Origin of the sequence: Ruegeria sp. HKCCD4884 (genome assembly GCF_013110855.1) — a bacterium.
In the GTDB taxonomy this organism is placed as follows: Bacteria; Pseudomonadota; Alphaproteobacteria; order Rhodobacterales; family Rhodobacteraceae; genus Ruegeria.
Window position 1 is genome coordinate 222,307 of record NZ_WVRJ01000007.1, and the last position, 23,993, is coordinate 246,299.

The following is a 23,993-nucleotide window of genomic DNA, read 5'->3' on the forward strand; positions in this document are numbered from 1 at the left end:
ACGTTCTTCCCTATTGGAGACACAGAATGAAACCGTTCCAGGCCCCTCTAGAAGACATTATGTTTTCGCTCAACCACATTGCCGAGGCAGGCGCCTTGGCTAACTGGGATAGCGAATTTGCCTCCGAGATCGGGGGGCATTTCGCAGCTTTCGCCGAAGGCGAAATTGCGCCCTTGGACGAACCCGGTGACATGCAGGGATGCGCGCTGCGCAACGGTCGCGTCTCGATGCCCGATGGATTTGGTGCCGCCTACGCCGCTTATGCAGAACAGGGTTGGCCGTCGTTGACTGTGCCCGAATCCTATGGCGGTCAGGGCATGGACGCGCTGATGCTCGCGATCACGTCCGAGATCTTTTCCGGCGCCAATCACAGCATGCAGATGGTGACGGGTCTTGTCCCCGGCGCGGCGCGAACGCTGCTGCGCTTTGGCACCGAAGATCAGAAAAACCGCCACCTGCCGCCGCTTGCCTCCGGGGAAACGCTGGCGACGATGTGTCTGACCGAACCTGGTGCGGGATCTGATCTTTCACGCGTAAGATGCAAAGCGGAACAGAGTAACGAAGGCTGGTCCATCACGGGCGAGAAGATCTTTATTTCGGGCGGGGATCAGAACATCAGCAAGCGGATTCTACATCTGGTTCTTGCACGCACCTCTAATGATGGTGTCAAAGGCTTGTCGCTGTTTCTTTGCCCCTGCACCCTGCCCGATGGCAGCCGAAATGCGGTCAGCGTGACCCGGATTGAAGAGAAAATGGGGCTTCACGCCTCTCCCACCTGTCAGTTGGCGTTCGACGAGGCGCAGGCTGAGTTGATCGGGCAAGAAGGTCAGGGCCTGACGGCAATGTTCACGATGATGAACCACGCCCGCGCAGATGTTGCCTTGCAAGGGGTTGCCCATGCCGCGCGCGCCTATGACATAGCCAGCAGCTATGCAGCCGAACGCATTCAGGGGCGGGGTTCAGACGGAGCTCAGGTCACATTGGAACAACATGCAGACGTGCGCCGCATGCTGGACGAAATTGACTGGCTGACAATCAGCGGTCGGGCAATGGCGCATCTTGCCTTCGTCACGCTGGAAGATGGCAGCAATCCTGATCTGGTCGAGTTTTTGACGCCCGTTACCAAGGTCTATTGCACCGAGGCAGGTATGCGCGCTGCAGAACTGGGAATGCAGGTTTTAGGGGGTTATGGCTATCTGCGCGAGTATCGGATCGAACAGACCTATCGCGATGCACGGGTCACGACAATCTATGAGGGGGCCAACGGAATACATGCGCGCATGCTGGCGACACGACTCGCCCAAGGACCGGCAGGTGATGCCTTTGAAGCATTTGTTGAGAAAGAGAGCGCTAGATGGCAATCTTCCAAAATCACTTTAACTTATGAAAGCTGGCGACAGGGCCGCGCAGAGCTGTCTAGAAGTGATCCATCCGGACTTGCCCATTCATTCATGCAGGCGACCACCGAAACCTTACTGGCCTGTCTGCGTGCCCGTTTGTGTACCGCTGCAGAGCACCATCCTGAACCGGAACGGATCGCGCGGATCTGCGGTTGACGTTTGGCACCGATAAACAGCGGAACTAAACGCTTTCACCAGACGACTCCTCAGAAAAGGCTAACGCAGCATGACTGATCGACGCGTACTCATCTCTGGCGGCGGAATTGGAGGACTCTCTCTTGCGCTGACCCTGCATCAGATCGGGGTGGAATGTGTGGTGTTTGAAAGCGTACGCACATTGAAACCGTTGGGCGTCGGAATCAATCTACAACCCAACGCGGTGCGTGAGCTTTTTGACCTTGGGATTACACCAGAAGATCTTGATCGGTTTGGAGTCCCCGCACAAGAATGGGCGCTATTGGGCCTTAAAGGACAAGAGATCTACGCCGAACCCCGTGGAACCTATGCGGGGTACCATTGGCCCCAATACGCCGTTCATCGTGGCGAGTTCCACATGGCCCTGTATCGCTGTTTTGTTGAACGCGCTGGGGCCGCGTATGTTCGTCTGGGAGCACGGGCCACAGGATACGAGATCAACCCGGATGGAAGCGTCACGGCCATACTGAAGACAGATGCCGGAGAAATCCGGGAAACCGGAACCGTTTTGATCGGTGCAGACGGTATCCATTCAGCAATTCGGGCGCAGATGCACCCCGAACAACCTCCGATCCATTGGGGCGGGGCCATCATGTGGCGCGGGACGACCTTGGCGCAACCCATACGAACGGGCTCATCCTTTGTTGGGCTTGGCACGCATAAGCACCGGATGGTGATGTACCCGATCTCGCATCCTGATCCCAAAACCGGGATGGCCCTGATCAACTGGATTGCCGAAGTCACATATGATGATCCTACCGCCCACGAGACCACCGGATGGTTCAGACAGGTAGGCACCGAGGATTTCGCCCATCACTTTGAAAGTTGGAGATATGACTGGCTCGACGTGCCCGAACTGATACGCAATGCAGATGCCACATACGAAAACCCGATGATCGATCGCGATCCTATCCCAAGCTGGGTGGACGGTCCGGTTGCCTTGATGGGTGATGCAGCACACGCGATGTATCCGACCGGCTCGAACGGGGCCAGCCAAGCCATCATTGATGCGCGAACGCTTGGCGCAAAATTCTTGGATCATGGCCTGAACCTGGACGCGCTTGCAGACTATAACAAAACACTGTGCGAACCCGTTTCCCAATTGATCCTACGCAATCGTGGGGCCGGGCCTTTTGGGCTGTTGAACATAGTCAATGACCGCTGTGGGGGAGACTTCGATAACATCGACGATGTTATCCCAGCGGACGAACGTGCTACATTCATGGCCAAATACAAGGCCGCTGCTGGTTTTGCGCGGGATGCATTGAATGATGCGCCTCCGACCATTGCAGAGGGCGCCCAGGTTCCCTGCTAACTCGATTTCAACCCTAACCGATCCAGCACGTTGTTTACTGCAAGGCTGAACACCTGAGCCTGCGGAGACAGAATGTCATCCGGCCGATGCATCAACCCCACAGGGCCGCGCGTAATGGATGTTTCGAAAGGCAAAGCAACCATGTGGCCATCCGCGATTTCGTTAGCTACGACCCCTGCCGAGATAACCCAAACCGCATCCGTCCTGCGTGTGTAAACACGCCCAAAGGCCCCCGAAACGGTCTCCAGACGCTGCTCAATCTCGCCGACACCATGGGCAATAAGGAACCGATCTACCAGAGATCGTATAGCAGAACCTTCTGGGGGATAGATAACTTGCCACTCGCCAATACGTTTTACATCGGGATTGGACAACAACGGGTGCCCGGCGCGGACGACAAATTCTACCCTCTCTTCATAGAGCTGCGTAAACGAAATTCCCTGCATCGTGTCAGCCTGACCCAAGCGGCCAATCACAAGATCCAAATCTCCCAGCCGCAATCTTTCAACCAGATATCCATGTGGGCCGTCCATAATTCGCAGACTTGTCTGCGGCGCCAGTTCTGCAAATTCTGTCGCTACATCCGGCATCAGGCGCGCGGCGACCGAAGGCAACGCACCGACTGACAATCGTGTTTTCCCCTGCGCCCCAACCTGTTCAACGCCCGTAAAACCCTGCTGAATCGCTGCAAGTGACATTTCGGCGAAATGAAGAAAGACCTCTCCCTGCCTTGTTAGGGACACACCTGATCGGTTCCGCACCAGCAGGGTGGCACCCATAATCTCTTCCAGCTCTTTCAGCGTCTTTGAAATGGCTGGCTGGGTCAGAAACAGTTTCTCGGCCGCAACTTTGAGGCTTTGTTCCCGACAAATCTGAACAAAACACTGAATGTGGCGAAACTTGATGCGCCTGTCGATCACTTACTTTCCTCTTTCGACAACCAAACCGAACGTATCTTCATTTTACATTGCAATCTTTGGCAATCAATATGTGTTTCAGCAGGGAAAGAGGAGGAGCTCATGCGCACTCAGGTCGCCATCATCGGAGGGGGTCCGTCTGGCCTTTTGCTCAGCCAGTTGCTGCACCGCAAAGGGATCGAATCCGTGGTGCTTGAACGGAAGACCAAGGACTATGTCCTAGGTCGCATTCGCGCAGGTATTCTTGAAACAGGCTTTGTAGACCTGATGCGCGAGGCGGGTGTGTCCGATCGGATGGAAAAGGAAAGTTTCATTCATGATGGAACGGTCATCACATACGAAGACACGCAGTTTGGTATCAACTTTAGTGAACTGACCGGGAAACATGTCGTCGTGTACGGCCAGACCGAGGTAACTCGCGACCTGTATGACGCACGCGAGGCGATGGATGGCAAAATCGTCTTCAATTCTGAAAACGTCGGTATCCATGATGCCGATGGTGACGCGCCTTATGTGACCTATTCAGTTGAGGGCACAGAACACCGGCTTGATTGCGATTTTATCGCGGGGTGTGACGGGTTCCACGGAGTTAGCCGCCAGACCATCCCCCTAACCGTCCGCAAGGAGTACGAAAAACTATATCCTTTTGGCTGGCTCGGCGTTTTGTCGGAAACCCCTCCTGTGCATGAAGAACTGATCTATTCTGGTTCTGATCGCGGCTTCGCACTGTGCTCGATGCGTAACGAGAACCTCAGCCGATACTACATTCAGTGCTCGCTTTCGGATTCGCCCGATGATTGGACGGACGCCGCGTTTTGGGAGGAACTAAAGCGTCGCATACCGGATGAATTCGCTGATCAACTCGTGACCGGAGACTCGATCGAAAAATCCATCGCGCCCCTTCGGTCTTTCGTTACTGAACCGATGCGCTGGGGACGTTTGTTTTTGTGCGGCGATGCCGCTCATATCGTACCTCCAACAGGCGCCAAAGGGTTGAACACGGCCGCTAGCGATATTCACTACCTCTACAACGGATTGCGTCAATTCTACGAAGATGGCGAGAGCGAGGGCATTGACAGATACTCGGAAAAAGCCCTTGCCCGCATCTGGAAAGCCGAACGGTTCAGTTGGTCCACGACAAATCTGTTGCATCGTTTCCCAAAGCAGAACGCGTTTGACCTGAAAATGCAGCAGGCAGATGTCAATTTCTTGCGTGACAATCGCGAGGCCCAGTCAGTCTTTGCCCAGAACTATGTTGGACTGCCATACTGATGTTAATGGCTGACCTCAATACTGTGCGCTTGCACTGGAAAGAGGATGGGGATCCAGATGGTTTTCCCATTGTCTTTGCAAACTCGTTGGGTACAGATTTGCGTCTTTGGGACAAGATCGTTTCGCGTCTTCCGAATGGTCTGCGGATCATCCGATTTGACAAGCGCGGACATGGCTTGTCTAGTTGCCCACCAGCCCCATACAGCATGGCGGATCTGACGGATGACACAGCTGCATTGCTGGACTATCTGGAAGTCTCGACCTGTGTGTTTGTCGGGCTGTCTATCGGTGGTATGATAGGCCAATCCCTTGCAGCGCAAAGACCCCAGAGGATCAAGGCACTGGTTCTATCGAACACGGCCACCAAAATGGGCGAAGCCCAAATGTGGCAGGATCGTATCAGCGCCATCCGCATGAGCGGGATCGAAAGCCTTGCCGATGCCATTCTCAACCGCTGGTTTGCATCGGATTTCCTTGCAACTGCGGAAGCAAAGGCTTGGCGCAATATGCTGATTGGAACGCCGGTTGAAGGGTATATCGGCTGCTGCGCCGCGATCGCCGAAACGGAATTGTCGGAGTCAACATCCACACTACGGGTGCCGGTGCTGGGAATTGGTGGCAGAGAAGATGGGGCCAGCCCTTCTGAGCTTGTCCGCGCAATGACGCAGCTTGTGCCAGATTCCCGTTTTGTCGAAATCGAAAACGCTGGTCATCTGCCTTGCGTGGAACAACCCGGGGCCTTTGCCGGTCACCTGACCACATTCCTTAAGGAGACATGCCTATGAGCGACCGTTTCGAAAAAGGTATGGCCGTACGCCGCAGTATCCTTGGAGATACGCATGTTGATCACGTCGAGAACGGCAAGACCGAATTTGACCAGCCCTTCCAAGCTTTGATCACCGAAGGCGCATGGGGCACCGTTTGGGCTTCGGACGGTATCAGTGATCGCGAACGGTCAATGCTGACGCTCGCCTTGCTGGCAGCACTAGGGAATTTTGAGGAAATACCTATGCATATCCGCGCGACGGCCCGGACCGGGACAAGCAAGCAGGATGTTCTGGAAGCGTTTCAGCATGTCGCGATCTATGCTGGAGTTCCGCGCGCCAATCATGCCCTGAAGCTTGCCAAACAGACTTACCAAGAGATGGAAAACGAATAACACTGGGAAACGCGCTGAACATCCCAGCCCAAGGAGGCGAACCGCCGATGAACAAGCCTGGCGAATTCTACCAAAGAGACCGAGAATGGCACCCGCCCGCTTACACCAAGGATTATAAAACCAGCGTCGCGCGCTCACCGCAATATTCGCTGATTTCCTTGCAGAATTCGGTCAGTGAAATCACCGGTCCGGTCTTTGGTCACAATGACGTCGATCCGTTGGATGCCGACCTGATCTACAACTACGCCCAACCCGGTGAAAGCGCGATTGGTGAACGGATAATCCTTCATGGCCGGGTTCTGGATGAGAACGGACGCCCTGTTCCGAATACGCTAGTCGAGATGTGGCAGGCAAATGCGGGTGGCCGCTATCGACACAAAAAAGATACTTATCTGGCGCCGATCGACCCAAATTTCGGGGGATGTGGCCGCACGATTACGGACCAAGATGGCTACTACTATTTCCGAACGGTGAAACCCGGGGCATATCCCTGGCGCAACTGGGTGAACAGCTGGCGCCCCGCGCATATCCATATGTCGATCTTCGGTAGCGGTTTTGCTCAACGCCTGATCACACAGTGTTATTTTGAAGGCGACCCACTGATACCGAAATGCCCGATCGTGAACACCATTCCCGACCCGAATGCGATCGAGCAATTGGTTGCCGCGCTGGATATGAACTCAACCATCCCGCTTGATACCATCGCTTACAAGTTTGACATCATCCTTCGTGGACGCCGATCTACCTTGTTTGAAAACCGTCTGGAGGGGAACTGATGCCTCAGGAGCTGAATTATCTGAAAGAGACCCCGTCCCAGACCGCGGGCCCTTACGTCCATATCGGACTGGCACCGGGCGCTGCCGGGTTTGACATCTACACGCGAGAACTAGGATGGGACATCACCGGCCCCAATGCCAAAGGGGAACGCATCCGCATCGAAGGTGTTGTGATAGATGGCACTGGCTCCCCGATCAAAGACGTTTTGCTGGAAGCTTGGCAAGCCAATGCCGATGGGGTTTACGCCCACCCGGAAGACGAAGGAGACGTCGAAGACGGCTTTCGCGGATGGGGTCGTGTCATAACCGATTTTGAAACTGGCGAATGGGCCTTTGACACGGTCAAACCGGGCCGAACACGCGCTCGCAGCGTTGGGCAGCAAGCACCCCATATCAACCTATGGGTGGTTGCACGCGGGATCAATGTCGGTCTGAACACGCGCATCTATTTTGAAGATGAGGTTGAGGCCAATGCCGAAGATCCCGTGCTCAACGTAATCGAATGGGAACGTCGCCGTGCCACCCTGTTGGCCAAACGTAGTGAACGTGATGGCCAGATAATCTATCGATTTGACATCAAGCTGCAAGGTGAAGACGAAACCGTTTTCTTCGACGTCTGAATGATTTACCCGCCAGCCATGGGTTGGCGGGCACCCAAAGTGGAAGCCCATCATGACCAAGCCTTGCATCATCTGCTGCGCCATCACCGGCTCCCTGCCACGCAAGGAAAACAACCCGGCTGTTCCAATCACCGTGGAGGAGCAGATCGAAAGCACTCACGAAGCTTTTGAGGCGGGGGCAACTATTGCACATGCACATGTGCGCAACGACGATCAGACAACCACGTCGGACCCGGAAAAATTTGCGCGTCTCAAAGAAGGGCTAGAAAAGCATTGCCCCGGCATGATCATCCAGTTTTCGACAGGTGGCCGATCAGGCGCTGAAAAAGAACGCGGCGGAATGCTGCCCCTGCGTCCAGATATGGCGTCCTTGTCGGTTGGCTCGGTAAACTTTCCGACACGTGTTTATACCAACAGTCCTGATCTGGTCGCCTGGTTATCATCAGAGATGCACAAATACGAGGTCACTCCGGAAATCGAAGCCTTTGATCTAAGCCACATCCTACAGGCCATTCATATGAACAAAAACGGCGCTTTGCCCGGCAAACTCTACGTTCAGTTCGTCATGGGTGTAAAAAACGCGATGCCGGTCGACAAGGAAGTCTTTGATTTTTATGCCAAGATCATGACTGAACGTGCGCCCGACGCTGAATGGTGTGCCGCAGGAATTGGGGCAAATCAGATCGTCGTGAATGAATGGTCCATCGCGGCAGGTGGGCATACGCGTACGGGTCTTGAAGACAATGTTCGCCTTGATCGCGAAACACTTGCCCCGTCGAATGCTGCACTCGTTAAACGTGCCGCCGAACTCTGTGACAAGTACGAACGCTCCGTCGCAACGTGGCAACAGGCGCGTGAAATGCTGGGGTTGAAAACACCCCAGATCGTGTAATCATTAAATCGTCAAAAATAACTAGAAAGACCGCCCACTATGCCTGATGTTTTTTCCCATCCTTGGCTTGGCGGTCTGTTTGGCGACGCCGAATTGGAATCGCTGCTGTCTGCCGAAACAGTGCTGAATAACATGCTTGCCGTCGAGGCCGCCTACACACGCGCTCTGGGGAATGTTGGACAAGCCGAGCCTCAGGCGGTCGACGCGGTCCTTGCTTCACTTGCGGCGTTTTCGCCCGATTTGCCTAAATTGGCCAAAGGCACGCTAAATGATGGCGTGGTTCTTCCATCCTTGGTCAAAGAAATACGAAAAACAATTTCTGAAGAGCATCACTCGGCCTTGCACAAAGGCATGACTTCGCAGGATGTGATCGACACAGCATTGGTTCTAACTCTCAAGCCGATCTTTGCCCTAATGAGATCGCGTCTTGACGAGGCCGTTCACGCAATTGACCAGCTGATCACAGAATATGGTGAAAATGCCCTGATGGGCCGCACGCGCATGCAGGCGGCACTAACGATTTCTGTAAAGGACAGGATGAATAGCTGGAAGCGACCATTATTGCAGAACCAATCTCGCCTAGAACAACTCAAGCCCTCTATTCTTTGCATTCAACTTGGTGGCGCGGTCGGAGATCGAAAGGCGTTTGGCCTGGATGGAGACGAAATTGCAGCCTATATGGCGGATAAGTTGAGCCTAAGTAATCCTACAAACTGCTGGCATACTGACAGAAGCACAATTGCCGAATTCGCCAGTTGGTTGTCCCTGACAACGGGAGCGTTGGGCAAGATCGGACAGGATGTGACCCTGATGTCGCAGCAAGGAATTTCGGAAATCCAGCTTGCCGGCGGTGGAGGTTCATCCGCCATGCCCCACAAACAGAACCCAGTGCAGGCCGAACTGCTTGAAACACTCGCTCGCTTCAACGCCACACAATTGTCTGGCATCCACCAAGCACTAGTACACGAGCAAGAGCGGTCTGGAGCAGCTTGGATGCTGGAATGGATGATCTTGCCGCAAATGATCGTAGCCACTGGAAAAGCGCTGAGCGTTGTTCAAACGACACTAACCGGTGTTGATTCATTGGGTCACTGATAAAGTGTTCACAAACTGAACAGTATCGAGAACCCCAACACTGGATCCCGCCAACGCCAGCGACCTGACTGGGTTGCCGTCCCGAGCGTACGCGGACCGGGCTTCGGGACGAAAGGATGATCGACTACTATCAAACAACAGTGGTTTTAGGCGCAATGCGGTCATTCACTACACCCGGCAGCAGCAACTACTAGGGTCAGGACTCATAGCCAGTAGATGACGAGCGTAGCGAGGGCGACGGCTGAAAGGAAGACCTTCGGGCAGCTGTCGTATCGGGTCGCCACGCGCCGCCAATCCTAAAACCTTCCGTACATGACCTCGATGCGGTTGCGCCTCTTGTAGCGACGCTTGTCGCACTTCACTGGTTTCTTCCGCTGTTTCCGGTCAGGGATGCCGGCGCGTATCCCTCTGTCTTTCAACGCTTCTCTGAAACAGTCGGCGTCACAACTACGATCACCGAGAAGCCGATCGACTTCCGGCAGGCTGCTCAACAATGCCCGTGCGCCGATATAGTCGCTGATCTGACCGGCGTTGACCGACAAGTAGAGCGGTCGGCCCTGGCAGTCGCAAATGGAGTGCAGCTTGGTGTTCATGCCGCCTTTGGTCAGACTATTAAGGCGTCCACGCTCCCCTTGTTCACGCCTATGCTGACCGCTGTTCGGTGAGCTTTTAGATACGTAGCGTCGATCATCACAGTCCGCTCCTCGTCTTGCTCGGCAGCCAGACCCGCCATCATTCGGGCGAAGACGCCCTTGTCGCTCCATCGTTTCCAGCGGTTGTAGAGTGTCTTGTGTGTGCCGTATTCACGCGGCGCTTCGCGCCACCTTCAGCCATTGCGATTGATATAGATTATTCCACTCAACACACGCCGGTCATCGACGCGGGGTTTGCCGTGAGACTTTGGTAAGAAGGGCTAAAGGCGCGCCATCTGCACCAAAGATAGAAAGATAGAAGGCAGATTCCGGTCGAACCTCAGTAAATAGGGCTGAGCGACGCAATATTTGTCAGAAATCCAGACATAGTGCAGGGTTCAACGTATCTTGGTGGAAATCGCACTAAATATTATCGCCCCTAATTGCGTCGCAGACAGCGTCCGTCACTTCTTGTGTATTGGATCGGCCGCCGACATCAGGTGTCATGACTCCGTCCAAACACACTTTCTCCACGGCCCGCATGAGCCTTTGCGCTGCATCCGTTTCACCAAGATGTTCGAGCATCTGTGCCCCTGTCCAGAATGTTGCCACAGGATTGGCAATGCCTTTACCAGTGATATCGAATGCAGATCCATGGATCGGTTCGAACATGGAAGGGTACCGCCGCTCCGGATCGATGTTGGCCGTTGGGGCAACCCCCAAAGACCCGGCCAGTGCACCTGCAAGATCGGACAATATGTCGGCATGCAAGTTCGTAGCGACAATTGTGTCCAAGCCTTGAGGTGATTTCACCATCCGCACGGTCATCGCGTCCACAAGCATCTTGTCCCAAGTTACATCAGGAAAGTCTTTTGATACTTCCTCAGCGATCTCGTCCCACATGACCATACCATGGCGCTGAGCATTCGATTTGGTCACCACTGTGAGCAGCTTTCGGGGGCGTGACTGGGCCAGTTTGAACGCATAACGCATAATGCGGGTGACACCGACTCGTGTGAAAACCGCGACCTCTGTTCCAACCTCTTCCGGAAGGCCTCGATGCGCGCGCCCCCCCATCCCGGCATACTCGCCTTCGGAGTTTTCGCGCACGATCACCCAATCTAGATCCCCTGGCCCGACATTCGCCAAAGGGGCCTGGATGCCAGGTAAAATGCGGGTTGGGCGTACGTTTGCGTATTGATCAAAGCCTTGGCAAATCGGCAACCGCAGACCCCAGAGCGTCAAGTGATCGGGAACATCAGGCGCGCCAACTGCACCGAAAAAGATCGCGTCAAAGGCTTTGAGCGTCTCCGTCCCATCTTCGGGCATCAACGCGCCGTCGCGCTTGTAGCGTTCCGAACCCCAATCAAAATGGGCAAACTCAAGCTGGAAGTTGCCATCCCGCTTGGAAAGCGCTTCAAGGGCTTGGACACCCGCCGCAATGACTTCCGGTCCAATCCCATCAGCTGGAATAGCGGCGATTCTGTACGTCTTCATATCACTCCCCTTTAGACGCTTTGTCATTCGGAACGCTGTGAGAAGCGTTGAAGTTGAGTGTATCTTTGTTTGTTGGACCACAAGCAATCGCAGCTGTATCATATAAAAAATTGATATAATGAGACCCAGATGGAATTGCGCCAACTTCGATGTTTGATTGCCGTGGCCGAGACACAACATTTCGGCCGTGCCGCCCAGAAACTTGGCATGCTCCCAGCCTCGTTCGGCAGGCATATCAAACTCCTGGAAGAGGGGCTCGGTGGACAACTTCTTGTCAGAACAACGCGACATGTAGCGTTGACGGATGCAGGGCGCGAGTTCGTCGCTCAGGCCCGCGACTTGGTGGAGCAAGCTGATCAGATGGAGCGCACTTTTCGTGAAGGCACTCACGGAAAATCGAGAATTCTCCGGATCGGCGCAATTGACAGTGCCGCTGCTGGGCTGATGCCGCAACTGCTCCCGAAAGTCCGTGAAACTTATCCCGAGATCGACGTTGAGCTATTAGAGCAAAAAACAATTCGTCTTTTGCCGAGACTGCTATCGGGCCGCTTGGACATAGCGATCGTGCGTCCCCCGGACGCGCCGGACAGTCGGCTCGATTTTTTGCCTCTTTTTTCGGAAACAGCGGTTGTCGCCATGCCAGAGGATCATCGCCTCGCAAAACGCAAGGCTGTGAGCGTGACGGACCTTGCCGATGAGCCATTGATTGTTCCGGATCGCGGCTCGCGGCCGCATAGCCACGATTTGACGATAAAGTTGTTGCTCGAGGCGGGATACACTGCCCGGATCGCCCAAATCGCCGAAGAAAAACAAACGATCGTCAGCCTAGTCAGCACAGGCGTCGGACTCGCAGTTGTTCCCAAATGGGCCTCGCGCCTGGCGGTTGGGGGCGTCAGTTTTGTTACTTTGAACGGGTCGACGGATATTGCAAAACAGAGCCTTGCGTTGTCAGCAGTTTGGCTCAAAGAAACGCGACATGAATCCCGTGACGCCTTCTTGCGAGTTCTTCAAGAGAATTTGCTGGAGCTTTCACGGACCGCGTGAGGCGCATTATATCAATAATTTGTATAACCGCCGATGCATCCTAGATGCTGGTGTCAAGCAAAACAGACGTATTAAAACTTCTGAACAATTCGAAACATGCGGCTTGAGCACCGTTGCAGCTGCATGAGTTCAGATCTCGGGAGGAAATACATGAATATTAGACATACGACGGCCGCTGCAGTTGTAGCGACGATCACGTTGGCGGCTGCAGGCAACGCTTCGGCGCAGGACCGCACAGGTTGGCCGGAAAGCTTCACCATCGGGACCGGCTCCCAGGGTGGCACATATTTCGGATACGGCTCCGGTTGGGGCGGCATCGTTTCTGAGGCGACCGGCGTTGCTGGCGGTGCGGAAGTCACCGGTGGACCCATGCAAAACATGTCGCTTGTTCATGCGGGCGATCTGGCATTCGGCATGACCACTATGGGGCCCGCCGCCGAGTCCATTGCTGGAAACAACCCAATCGCGCCGGGTCTTCAAATGACCAACGCGTGCGCCATGTTCCCGATGTACCAGACGCCGTTCTCGATCACCGCACTGTCGTCTTCAGGCATCGAAAGCGTCGCTGACATTCCAGCCGGAGCGAAAATCGGCTTTGGCCCGGCAGGATCGACATCAGACACCTACTTCCCGCGTATGATGGAAGAGCTGGGTGTGGATTTTGAACGTCGCAATGGTGGTTGGTCTGATTTGGGTGGACAGTTGCAGGACGGTCTGCTTGACGTGATCGCCTTTGCCGCTGGCGTTCCTGTCCCCGCCGTGTCGCAGCTCGAAGTGCAAACCGATGTAAACATCATCGAGTTCACCGAAGAGGAGCAGGCAAAGATCACCGCTGCTTTCCCGGTGGCACAGTTCGATATCGCAGCCGACACTTACACAACTCTCGATGCACCGGCGCGTTCCGTGTCGATGTGGAACTTCGCAATCGCAAATTGCGATCTCCCCGAAAGCTTCGTTTTCGAGGTCGTGAATGCGGTCATGTCCGACAACGAACGGATGGTCGCCACGCACAAGGCGGCACGTTCGACGCTGCCTGAGTTCTGGGACCGCAACAGTGTGATGAAATGGCATCCCGGTGCCGCAAAGTGGTTCATGGAAAACGCGGGCGCTGACATCCCGGCGGATATGGTCCACGGCGGCTAAGTACTTTTGCCACTGAGGCAAGTCTAGACAAACGACTCCGCGCTCTTTTCAGAGCGCGGATACTTTGTGGGCATTCGGACACGCGGAGCACAGAACGATGACGCAGAAAGACGCGGTAAAAGATGACGACCACCTGATCGCAGATGGGGTGGACGAAGAGCCCATCGAAGGAAACCGTCGTCTGTTTGAAGGCCGTAGTCTTTTCATCGTCGCTGCGGTGGCCACGATTTATGCCGCGCTGCACATGATCGCCTTGAACGGCGTTTCGTTATCGAACCTCATTGCTTTGCCTACGACTATTCAAGCAGAGCGCGCCGATGCCGCCGCAGATGCGGCATTTGACGATTTGCGTGCAACACTTGGGCCAGCCGGAGAGGCGTTCGAAGGGAATTCGGTGCGCCGCCTCAAGGCGCTCGCAGATGAGACTATGTCAACGGCTGAAAACGCGGACGACATAGCCATCAGCATCACCGCACTAGATACAGCACGGGACCAAGCCGCCGCTCTAACGCGTGAGGCGCGAGCCGTGCGCACAACGTGGTCCGAGAGACTATGGTTCTTGCCGCAATTCCCACTGGAGACATGGAATTTCCGCATCCTCCACATAGGCGGAGCCTTGGCGCTCGGGTTCTTGCTGTTCGCCTCTGGGCAATTTGGTGCAGGCTTTGTGGCACGTGGATCGGGCTTGCAAATGGTCTCTGCCGCCCTGCTCATCCCGGTTGCTTGGTCGGCATATACTGTTGTTGGCTTCGCCAATTTCCTGAGCTCAGGCGACGCGGCCGAAGTTGGAGGACGCGTGATTTGGATGTCTCTGCCTGAAGGCAGCGAACGCCTTGGTGCGTTTCCCAGTTATGAAGGCATCTTCGAAGCTGAGATTTGGCAATTCGGTGTGCCGCTTCTCGTGGCAACCTTTGCAGCGATTGTTATTGGCTGGATCGATCGAGTGGAGCGCGATCGTTTCGCCCTGTCCGACATTGTCTTGGCGCTTTGCGGTCTGATCGTCGCCGCATATCTGGTCGTGGTCTACTCCACTGCCGCTCGCAATTCGGTGGGCACGGCAGAAGTACCAATTGGTGTGGCCTTTGCCGCCACGGCGGGCGCTGCGCTTATCATGGAATTGACCCGCCGCGTGGCCGGTCTTGCGCTTGTGATCATTACGGGCGTTTTCCTGATCTATACCTTCACCGCCCACCTGTTGCCCGGCATCCTCGCAGTTGAAAACGCCTATAGCTGGCAGCGGTTCTTCGGCCATGTCTATTCCGATGCGGGTATTCTTGGGCCAACGACAGCGGTTTCCTCGACCTACATCATCCTGTTCATTATCTTTGCTGCATTCCTGCAGGCCTCCAAAGTGGGCGACTACTTCGTCAACTTTGCCTTTGCCGCAGCGGGGCGCGCGCGGGGCGGTCCCGCGAAAGTTGCCATTTTTGCCTCTGGTCTCATGGGCATGATCAACGGCACTTCGGCAGGCAATGTGGTGGCGACCGGGTCGCTCACGATCCCGCTAATGAAGAAGGTCGGCTACCACAAGAAAACCGCTGGCGCGGTCGAAGCGGCAGCCTCAACAGGGGGGCAGATCATGCCACCGATCATGGGTGCGGGTGCGTTCATCATGGCTGAGATCACGGGTATCCCATATCAGGAGATCGCGATCGCGGCGATCATCCCAGCGGTGCTTTATTTCGTCTCCGTCTACCTCATGGTTGATTTTGAGGCTGCGAAACTCGGTATGCGCGGCATGCGCGAGGATGAGCTGCCCAAGTTTAACAAGATGGTCCGTCAGGTCTATCTATTCATCCCGATCATCATCCTTATCTATGCGCTCTTCCTTGGCTACTCAGTCATCCGCGCCGGGACACTCGCCACCGTTGCGGCAGTGGTCGTCAGTTGGCTGACCCCATACCGTATGGGGTTACGCTCGATACTTAAGGCGTTCGAACTCGCAGGCGTCATGTCGATCCAGATCATCGCGGTCTGCGCTTGCGCAGGAATAATTGTCGGCGTCATCAGCCTCACAGGGGTCGGCGCGCGTTTCTCTGCGGTCCTCCTTGATCTTGCCGCTGCGTCCCAGCTTCTGGCTTTGTTCTTTGCGATGTGCATTGCAATCCTGCTCGGTATGGGTATGCCCACGACCGCGGCCTATGCCGTCGCAGCAAGCGTGGTTGCACCTGGCCTTGTGCAACTTGGTATCCCCCAGCTCACGGCGCACTTCTTCGTGTTCTACTTCGCGGTTCTCTCCGCGATCACCCCTCCCGTTGCACTGGCCAGTTATGCGGCCGCAGGGATATCTGGTGCCAACCCAATAGAAACCTCGGTAGCCTCGTTCAAGATCGGCATCGCCGCTTTCATTGTGCCGTTCATGTTCTTCTACAACTCGGCGCTCCTGATGGATGGCACGACGCTCGAAATCCTACGCGCAGGTGTGACGGCCGTCATCGGTGTGTTCCTGCTGTCCAGCGGCGTGCAGGGGTGGTTCGTCGGGGCGCGCTCAGCCTGGTTCATCCGCGGCCTTCTGATCGTCGCCGCACTGTTCCTGATATCTGGGGGGCTCTTGACCGATCTGATTGGCGTCGGACTGGCTGTCGTGACGTGGTTTGTGCAGCGCCTGTTCCATCCGGACCCTGATGCGCCCATTCCGGTGAGAGGCGCCGACTAACGCGTCAGCAGTTTCCCTCCGGTCCGCTCAATTGGCGGTGTCGAGCTGAGCGTTTCCTGGGTCCACGGCATGAGAGAGCGTTTCCTGTGCTTCAGACTCCGAGCATGGCCTACAAAAAAACACCAAAGTTAAAACGGACCAAAGCAGTTAGAACAACAGGCGAAGTCGTGCAGGTCAATTGACATCTTAGCATCGGGAAGACCGACGAAACGCAAGCATAGCGCTGAATCTCGACAAGCTTCAACTAAGTTGAGGCCGTATTTCTTAACTCGATAAACGCCCGCTTTGGGCTCGAAGCTGTCGTTGAATCCGACCTGCCAAGCAACCGCTTTGCGGACAAAGTGGCCATTCTCCGTGGTCAGTCCCACCCCAGCCGAGACACTAAAATAATCACATTCGCATTTTGATATGTATCAAGGTGGCTTAGGCTGGATTTATGCAAAACTCCGGATACTCGGCTTTCTGCAGTGGGAGGATGTGCAATGCCAATGGCTTCAAAGTGCCTTACGTTAGTTGTCGCAATAGCGGCGATATTGAGTGGATGTACGGAAGGCCCAGCATACCAAGAGGCGGCCGCAACACAATCTGCAATTCCAGCTGGACAAGGACGTATTGCGGTGTTCCGCACGCAGCAAGTGCAGGCTTTTGGTGTAAAACCTGCTGTCTTGGTCAATGGCTTGCCAACCGGGAAGTGCGAAGTAGACAGCGTTTTCTTTGTGGACGTTTCCCCTGGTCAATACACGGTGAGCGCAAGCACAATGGAAACTAGTGTGGCCACGGTAAATGTGGCCACGGGGCAGACTTCGTATGTACTATGTACAATTGAGGTTGGCGCATTGATGGGCGTGCCAAAGCTTGTTCAAGTCAATGCCGCGAGCGCTGCACCTAAAATGAAAGAGCTCGTCTTCACCGGCAAGTATTAACCATTGGGTCAACAGACTGCTACAACGGCTCCTTTGGGCTCAGAGCGGTCGTTCGCTGCGTTCCGTCTGAATGACCGCTCTGCGGACAATGCCACCATTGGCTCAAAAGTAGGCATGACAGCGGTTCGTCAAAAGCGGACATTTCCGCTCCACACGTTAGCCGGGACGACGGCCGTGGCTTTGCTCAATCGCGGTGTAACCTCTGCACGCTTGCAGCTACACTACCTCGAAAACCAGCCTTCTGTGCTGCCGATAGGACAAACAGCAGCATCGAGGCGACGTCGTACTGCGAAGTTGTCTTGTAAGTTTGACAAGAGTTACTCGTGTTTCTCTCCACCACCCCTAAACAAATTCTGATTTTTGACTTTGATTGGTAAGCGCGTACAATTGTAGCAGCTTTAGGCGCAAAATCCGCAAGTTAGGGCACCTTCAAAGAAACGAAGATGGGAACGCGTGCGGCACTGGAGGGGGATATGAAGAGATTATCGGTTTGGCTTTTAGCCTTCGTGTTGCTTGCCGGTTGCTGGGAGAAAGAAGAAGAAGCGACCCAATCACTAATACGACCTGTCAGAGGCACCGAGATTTCTGACCTATCCAGTTTGCATGACCGATATTTTGTCGGTACGGCGAGAGCCGCACGCGAAGTGTCGTTGGCGTTTCGCGTGCCGGGCAGTGTTGTCGGTGTCGACGTTCAAGTTGGCGACCTTGTGACGAAAGGTGCTGTCATCGCGGCCCTGGACCCAGCCCCGTACCAGGCCGAAGTCGATCGGCTTACTGCTGAACTTGAGAGCGCACAAGCGACGTTCGAAAACGCCAAGTTGCAAACAGATCGGCAGCGATCGTTGGTTGAAAAAGACGTTGCCGCTCAGGCGACACTAGACAGGTTTGTTGCAGGCGAAACGTCAGCTCAGGCGGCAATCAATTCCGTCCAAGGCGCACTAGACAGAGCCACTCTGGATTTAACCTATACAAGCTTGGCCGCACCGTTCGATGGTCGTGTTGTCGCCAAATACATTGAAGATTTTGAAGAAGTCGCAGCACAAACCCCAGTGCTGCGCATTCTGGATGCCGAGCACATCGAAGTGGTGATCGATATCCCCGAACGATACATTGCCCTGATCCCGCACATTGAAGACATAACCGTCACTTTTGACGCTTTGGGGGACGTTGTTCTACCCGCAGAAATTAGTGAGATTGGATCAGAGGCTTCGGCGACGACGCGAACATTCCCTGTCACATTGATAATGGAGCAGCCCGAAGACGCAATTGTTCTTCCGGGTATGGCGGGGCGCGTTCGCGGAAAACCAAAGGAAGGGCACGAACCATTCGATGCGATCATGGTTCCTGCCAGCGCGGTTTTCGTGCCTGAAGGGGAAACCGATCCGCATGTCTGGGTGTTTGATACCGGCTCAGAAACCGTAACGGCAAGGAAGGTTTCGCTTGGCACTCCACGGTCGCAAGGGGTGGCCGTTAGCGAGGGGCTGGAATTTGGTGACGTGGTTGTCACTGCCGGGGCAAACTCTCTGCGAGAAGGTCAGAAAGTTTCGCTGCTTTCTGAGGACACGGACTAATGGGTTTGGCGGCTTTTTCGATCCGAAACGCCAAATTTGTTTGGTTCACGGTCGTCATGCTCACGTTGGGCGGCATTTCAGCGTTCTTTAGCCTTGGGCAGTTGGAAGACCCCGAATTTACAATCAAGACGGCTGTTGTGACCACCCTCTATCCTGGTGCCAGCCCAGCCGAAGTTGAGCAGGAGGTTACCGAACGGATCGAACTAAAACTCCAAGAGATCAAAGAGATTGACTACATCTCGAGCGAAAGCAGGGCGGGTGTGTCGACAATCAAAGTCGAGATCCGCCCGAACTATTGGTCGGATCAACTACCGCAGATCTGGGACACGTTGCGTCGCAAAGTCAGAGACGTTGAAACAGACCTTCCACCAGGCGCTGGTCGTCCTGCGATCAATGATGATTTCGGTGATGTTTTCGGTCTACTTCTGGCGATGACGTCTGATGGCTTCTCCGCCCGCGAGCTTGACGATTTTGCCGAAGACTTCAAACGAGAGCTTTCGTTGATCGACGGCGTTGGCCGAGTCGATCTTTGGGGGGATCGCGATAGGGTCATCTATTTGGAGACACGGGAAGAAGCCTTGGCAGCATTGGGTGTTTCGGCTCAGACCATCCTCAATACCTTGCAAACCCAAAACGCGATTGTGGATGCAGGCCGCGTAAATATCGGCGACTATCGCATGCGCATTGCGCCAAGCGGCACATTCACCAGCCCGAAAGACATCGCTGATTTGGTTGTTCGGCCAAGCGGTCTGGACCAAGCTCAAAGCGGCCAGCGCCGTGGACCAGAGTTACTAAGGCTTGGTGAAATCGTTGAGGTCCAGGAAGGCTATGCTGATCCACCGACGACAATGATGCGTTATAACGGCCTTCCGTCTATTGGTTTGGCGATATCCTTCCAGTCTGGTGTCAACGTTGTCAGCGTTGGTGAGGCCGTAGACGCCAGAGTAACGGAACTGATCGCAGGCCTGCCGGTAGGTATCGAGGTAGAACGGGTTCATTGGCAATCTGACGACGTGAATCTGGCAGTCAGCAGCTTCTTAGTCAGCCTTGGACAAGCTGTCGCGATTGTTCTGGTCGTTTTGACCCTGGCGATGGGTGTTCGCATGGGCATCATAATAGGTAGCGGATTGATCCTGACGATACTTGCCACCTTTATCCCGCTCGCGATGCTAGGAATAGATCTTCAGCGCATGTCCTTGGGCGCGTTGATCATTGCGCTTGGTATGATGGTCGATAACTCGATCGTGGTTGCAGATGGCGCCATGGTTCGAATGTCACAGGGAATGGACCGGGCGAAAGCCGCTATCGACGCTGCCACGCGCCCCGCTATGTCTCTGCTTGGTGCAACATTTGTTGCGGTTATGGCGTTCTACCCAATCTTTGCCTCCGTTGAGAGCGCGGGAGAATACTGCCGGACGCTGTTTTCTGTGGTCGGTATTGCGTTGTTGGTCAGTTGGTTGTTATCGATGACAGTCACGCCTTTACAGTGCGTGGCCATGCTGCCGGACCCAAAGGGTGGAGCCAAAGAGACCTTTGACACCGGTCTATACGCCGTATACCGCCGCTTTCTGGCCGCCGCGATCCGGGTTCGCTATCTGACGATCGGAGTGTCCGTCGCTGCGCTGGTTATTGCCGGGATCGGGTTTGGGACCGTTACACAGTTGTTCTTCCCGACCTCTTCGATGACCAAGTACATGATCGACTATTACGCCCCTGAAGGAACCCGGATCGAAGCGGTTTCCGAAGCCATCACGCGGATCGAAGCGCAGGTGGAAATGGATGATCGCGTGACCGGTATCGCAAGCTTTATCGGCGCTGGCCCGCCGCGTTTCTACTTGCCGGTCGACCCTGAAGGAACAAACCCGTCCTACGCGCAAGTCATCGTGAACGTTGAGGATTATCGCGACATTCCAGAGATGACCAAAGAGATCTCGCTTTGGATTGCAGCCAATATGCCCGAGGCGACCTCCTTCACACGTCAATTCGGTGTGGGGCCCAGCAATACTTGGGCGTTCGAAAACCGCATCATCGGCCCAGCGGATGCCGATCCTGAGACTTTACGCGAAATTGGCGACAGAGCCGTCGCGATACTGGATCAGCACCCATGGACAAAGGTAGCACGCACCGATTGGCGCAACCGTGTCCTGAAAACAGTCCCCGACTATGACCAGGATTGGGCACGATGGACCGGCATCACATACGAAGATCTTGGAAATACGACAAAGCGTGCATTCGACGGACGCTCGGTCGGCCTCTACCGCGAAGGTGACGAGTTGTTGCCCATCATTGTTCGACCTGGCGCGGACGACGTGGCTGCCGTGGATAACTTTGAACTGCTGCAACTGCAGTCACCGTTTTCTGTCGAGCCTGTTCCACTGGCGCAGGTTGTTCGCGGTGTGAATATCCAACCCGAGGACCCCACGATCAATCGCCGCGACCGGCGCCGTGTTTTGACCGTTCAGGCCAATCCGATCGACAGTGTCACTCTGCCCAGCTATCGCGCTGCAGTTCTCGCTGGTTTTGACGCTTTGGAGGCTGACTTGCCGCCGGGCTATAGCATGGAATGGGGCGGAGAATACGAAGACACGGTGTCTGCGCAAGCGTCCTTGATTCCGGGGATGATACCTGCGTTTTCGATCATGGCGCTTATCGTCGTCGGACTATTCAACTCATACCGCAGACCGCTGGTCATTTTCCTGACCGTGCCGTTTGTGCTGATAGGCATTGTTCCGAGCTTGCTGCTCACGAATACACCTTTTGGGTTCGTAGCACTGCTGGGGGGCATGAGCCTGGCGGGCATGATGATCAAAAACGCAATCGTTCTGATCGACCAGATCAACGATAACTTGGCCGAAGGTCAGCCGGGCTATGACGCGGTTTTGAATGCAGGGGCCTCACGGCTTCGCCCCGTGGTACTGGCCGCGGCCACGACAGTTCTGGGTGTGATACCGCTGCTGCCGGACGTGTTCTGGGTGGGTCTTGCTGTCACGATCATGGGCGGTTTGACGGTGGGTACGATGCTCACAATGATCCTGGTCCCAGTCTTGTTCGCCACGCTGAGTGGCATTCGACAGTCACCGAAAGCCGTTTGACGTCACCTTTTTTAGCGGTCTTTGGATCGTTTTTTGTGGAGCATGTATTTGTTGAGTGTAGACGAATCATTTGGGGGTAAAGATGGACAATACAGTACTCTATTTTCTAGTCGGCATCTTCGTGGTTGGTCTAGTTTCATTGGGATATTTTGCCAAAGGTAGCGGTGCACTGCTTGTGATCGTGATACTGGTTGGTGTGTTGTTGGCAATGATCGCATTTTTTGGAGGTTACTTTGGCGAAACACCGAAGTGAGCTTGTTGTGGCATTATTTAAGACGCGTCGCTAGTTGCAGGAAACGTCAGTTGATCTGAGAACGAGGCTCATTGTATTCGCTTTGTTTTTGTTGCTCCGAGGAAAAGGTGGACTACCCGTTCTAATGGCCGACTTTCACCAGCGAATCCTGAGAATGTTGCCGCTGCGAAACTCCCGCTGCTGAACCGTTATGGCTTGGCTCGCTGTAAAGCCCGCTCTGGAGAATGTCGGCTTTGGGCTCAGAGCAGCCGTTCGCTGCGCAGAGCATCAGCGAATGTTGTGCGGGACAAAGTCACCGTTCAATCAAAGATCGGGTTTATGAAGTCCGGAAGCGATGCGCGCGCGCTCATAAAGACGTGAAAGAAGTGCTCCTAAAAGGTTGAGCCAAGTCATCGGAACTAGAACGACAAGGCCATGACCCTTTGTGAAACCTGGATTGCGTCGCTTAAAGAACTGCACGTCTGATGGCTCAAGCTGTTCATAGAGACGTTTTTCTTGCGGTGTTTCGATAGTGACCCATCCAACGTCGCGCACAAACGGGTCTTCTGGACGAACTGCCGGATCAGAGAAACTTTCTATGAGCTGGCGCGCGATTTCCTGAATATCAGCGGGCTGTTTAATATCCGGGTGCGGGAAAATTCGCCGAAAATACTTGCAGAACAGGTGATGGTGCTGTCAGACAAATTCGAACCAGTCTCAGCTAGGCCAGTAGAGCTGTCCTTTATTCGGCACAAAGACCGCGCCACTCGGCAAGAGCGACGGTGCGTGTCAGCTTGAAGGATTCTCGGCTAGTAAGCGATCTTTCCTGGTTGAAGTGGTTGTAGACAGAGGAGTGGACGGAGGCGAACTTCTGCAAACTTCGCATGCGCCTGAAACGTTGCATGGCGCGTTCGCGTCGTCGAAACGGGAGGTGTGAATTCTCAACGCGGTTATTGAGCCACCTGCCCGTCTGCTGTTTTTCGGCAGCCCCAAGCTCTCTGAGAGCGGCCCGATACGATGCGAAGCGGTCCGTCACAATCTCTTCCGCACAGCCATGGCGCTTCATCAATTTCCGGAGGAATTTCAATGCGGCCTGCTTGTTTCGGCGTTTGGTGACGACTGCTTCCAGCACTTCGCCATCATGATCTACAGCCCGCCAGAGGTAGTGCCTCTTGCCATTCACCTTCACAAAAACCTCGTCCACGTGCTACTTCCATTTCGAGAATGCGCGCAGTTGCTGAACTCGCTTTCGTCTGATCTCAGAAGCAAACATCGGACCGAACCTGTTCCACCAATATCGGACAGTTTCGTGGCTCACGTCGATGCCTCGCTCGTGCAACAGATCTTCGACATTCCGAAGCGAGAGTGGAAATCGGATGTACAGCATCACCGCAAGGCGGATGATTTCGGGGCTGGTTTTGAAGTACTTGAAAGAGTCAGGTTTGGTCATTCCTAAATGCTATGCAACCGCCCTGCCCCGCTCAAGCAAAGTTCTTCTGACAAGACCCGCTGAGGATGTCTACGGCAGACCTCCGGATCAAAATGGTGACAGCCATAACATC

At 54.8% G+C, this 23,993-nt stretch carries 19 protein-coding genes and 2 pseudogenes; 16 read left to right on the top strand and 5 right to left on the bottom strand.

The window, feature by feature from the left end; all coding sequences use genetic code 11:
- Nucleotides 1–26: 26 nt before the first annotated feature.
- The gene (locus GS636_RS12730) at nucleotides 27–1,556 is read left to right on the top strand and encodes an acyl-CoA dehydrogenase family protein (RefSeq protein WP_171669720.1); all 1,530 of its coding nucleotides are present in this window, start codon (nucleotides 27–29) and stop codon (nucleotides 1,554–1,556) included.
- A gap of 70 nt (nucleotides 1,557–1,626) precedes the next feature.
- Entirely contained in the window at nucleotides 1,627–2,910 is a 1,284-nt protein-coding gene (locus tag GS636_RS12735; RefSeq protein WP_171669721.1) for a flavin-dependent oxidoreductase, read from the top strand.
- Here the strand turns inward: GS636_RS12735 and pcaQ are convergent.
- Entirely contained in the window at nucleotides 2,907–3,830 is a 924-nt protein-coding gene (pcaQ, locus tag GS636_RS12740) for a pca operon transcription factor PcaQ (protein ID WP_171669722.1), read from the bottom strand. The two genes, GS636_RS12735 and pcaQ, sit on opposite strands and share 4 nt — an antisense overlap.
- A 99-nt stretch (nucleotides 3,831–3,929) precedes the next feature.
- On the opposite strand from pcaQ, the gene pobA reads away from it, so the two are divergent.
- Genes pobA through GS636_RS12775 form a run of 7 tightly spaced genes read left to right on the top strand, consistent with a single transcriptional unit; the run spans nucleotide 3,930 to nucleotide 9,641 of the window.
- Entirely contained in the window at nucleotides 3,930–5,099 is a 1,170-nt protein-coding gene (gene pobA, locus GS636_RS12745; RefSeq protein WP_171669723.1) for a 4-hydroxybenzoate 3-monooxygenase, read from the top strand.
- Entirely contained in the window at nucleotides 5,099–5,884 is a 786-nt protein-coding gene (gene pcaD, locus GS636_RS12750; RefSeq protein ID WP_171669724.1) for a 3-oxoadipate enol-lactonase, read from the top strand. Before pobA ends, pcaD begins: the two co-directional genes overlap by 1 nt.
- Nucleotides 5,881–6,258, top strand: coding sequence for a 4-carboxymuconolactone decarboxylase (gene pcaC / locus GS636_RS12755; RefSeq protein WP_171669725.1), 378 nt, complete (start codon nucleotides 5,881–5,883; stop codon nucleotides 6,256–6,258). The genes pcaD and pcaC overlap by 4 nt, the downstream gene beginning before the upstream one ends.
- Nucleotides 6,259–6,305: 47 nt before the next feature.
- Entirely contained in the window at nucleotides 6,306–7,034 is a 729-nt protein-coding gene (pcaH, locus tag GS636_RS12760) for a protocatechuate 3,4-dioxygenase subunit beta (RefSeq protein ID WP_171669726.1), read from the top strand.
- The gene (pcaG, locus tag GS636_RS12765) at nucleotides 7,034–7,654 is read left to right on the top strand and encodes a protocatechuate 3,4-dioxygenase subunit alpha (protein ID WP_171669727.1); all 621 of its coding nucleotides are present in this window, start codon (nucleotides 7,034–7,036) and stop codon (nucleotides 7,652–7,654) included. Before pcaH ends, pcaG begins: the two co-directional genes overlap by 1 nt.
- A gap of 52 nt (nucleotides 7,655–7,706) precedes the next feature.
- The gene (locus tag GS636_RS12770) at nucleotides 7,707–8,546 is read left to right on the top strand and encodes a 3-keto-5-aminohexanoate cleavage protein (protein ID WP_171669728.1); all 840 of its coding nucleotides are present in this window, start codon (nucleotides 7,707–7,709) and stop codon (nucleotides 8,544–8,546) included.
- Nucleotides 8,547–8,585: 39 nt separating this feature from the next.
- Entirely contained in the window at nucleotides 8,586–9,641 is a 1,056-nt protein-coding gene (locus tag GS636_RS12775; RefSeq protein WP_171669729.1) for a 3-carboxy-cis,cis-muconate cycloisomerase, read from the top strand.
- A gap of 203 nt (nucleotides 9,642–9,844) precedes the next feature.
- Here GS636_RS12775 and GS636_RS12780 read toward each other — a convergent pair.
- A pseudogene (locus tag GS636_RS12780) lies at nucleotides 9,845–10,569 on the bottom strand (IS5 family transposase).
- Between the two features lie 127 nt (nucleotides 10,570–10,696).
- Nucleotides 10,697–11,770: a tartrate dehydrogenase gene (locus tag GS636_RS12785; RefSeq protein WP_171669730.1), complete on the bottom strand. Its 1,074-nt coding sequence runs from the start codon at nucleotides 11,768–11,770 to the stop codon at nucleotides 10,697–10,699.
- A 129-nt stretch (nucleotides 11,771–11,899) separates the two neighbouring features.
- Between GS636_RS12785 and GS636_RS12790 the strand changes: the two genes are divergently transcribed.
- The 7 genes from GS636_RS12790 (at nucleotide 11,900) to GS636_RS12820 (ending at nucleotide 22,452) form a co-directional block, all read left to right on the top strand.
- Entirely contained in the window at nucleotides 11,900–12,814 is a 915-nt protein-coding gene (locus tag GS636_RS12790; RefSeq protein ID WP_171669731.1) for a LysR family transcriptional regulator, read from the top strand.
- Between the two features lie 150 nt (nucleotides 12,815–12,964).
- Nucleotides 12,965–13,957 carry a TAXI family TRAP transporter solute-binding subunit gene (locus tag GS636_RS12795; protein WP_171669732.1) on the top strand — a complete coding sequence of 331 codons (993 nt, stop codon included), beginning with the start codon at nucleotides 12,965–12,967 and terminating at the stop codon, nucleotides 13,955–13,957.
- Between the two features lie 97 nt (nucleotides 13,958–14,054).
- Complete coding sequence (locus tag GS636_RS12800; protein WP_171669733.1) at nucleotides 14,055–16,613, top strand: TRAP transporter fused permease subunit; 2,559 nt, start codon at nucleotides 14,055–14,057, stop codon at nucleotides 16,611–16,613.
- Nucleotides 16,614–17,095: 482 nt separating this feature from the next.
- Nucleotides 17,096–17,536: a DUF2846 domain-containing protein gene (locus GS636_RS12805; RefSeq protein ID WP_171669734.1), complete on the top strand. Its 441-nt coding sequence runs from the start codon at nucleotides 17,096–17,098 to the stop codon at nucleotides 17,534–17,536.
- Between the two features lie 473 nt (nucleotides 17,537–18,009).
- Complete coding sequence (locus GS636_RS12810) at nucleotides 18,010–19,107, top strand: efflux RND transporter periplasmic adaptor subunit (protein ID WP_171185199.1); 1,098 nt, start codon at nucleotides 18,010–18,012, stop codon at nucleotides 19,105–19,107.
- Nucleotides 19,107–22,199: an efflux RND transporter permease subunit gene (locus GS636_RS12815; RefSeq protein WP_171669735.1), complete on the top strand. Its 3,093-nt coding sequence runs from the start codon at nucleotides 19,107–19,109 to the stop codon at nucleotides 22,197–22,199. The genes GS636_RS12810 and GS636_RS12815 overlap by 1 nt, the downstream gene beginning before the upstream one ends.
- A gap of 82 nt (nucleotides 22,200–22,281) precedes the next feature.
- Complete coding sequence (locus GS636_RS12820; RefSeq protein WP_170425586.1) at nucleotides 22,282–22,452, top strand: hypothetical protein; 171 nt, start codon at nucleotides 22,282–22,284, stop codon at nucleotides 22,450–22,452.
- Nucleotides 22,453–22,755: 303 nt separating this feature from the next.
- Here GS636_RS12820 and GS636_RS12825 read toward each other — a convergent pair whose 3' ends face one another.
- Both GS636_RS12825 and GS636_RS12830 read right to left on the bottom strand, forming a co-directional pair.
- On the bottom strand, nucleotides 22,756–22,986 hold the full coding sequence (locus GS636_RS12825) for a hypothetical protein (RefSeq protein WP_171669736.1): 231 nt from the start codon (nucleotides 22,984–22,986) through the stop codon (nucleotides 22,756–22,758).
- Between the two features lie 187 nt (nucleotides 22,987–23,173).
- Nucleotides 23,174–23,881 (bottom strand): annotated as a pseudogene (locus GS636_RS12830) (IS6 family transposase).
- Nucleotides 23,882–23,993 lie beyond the last annotated feature (112 nt).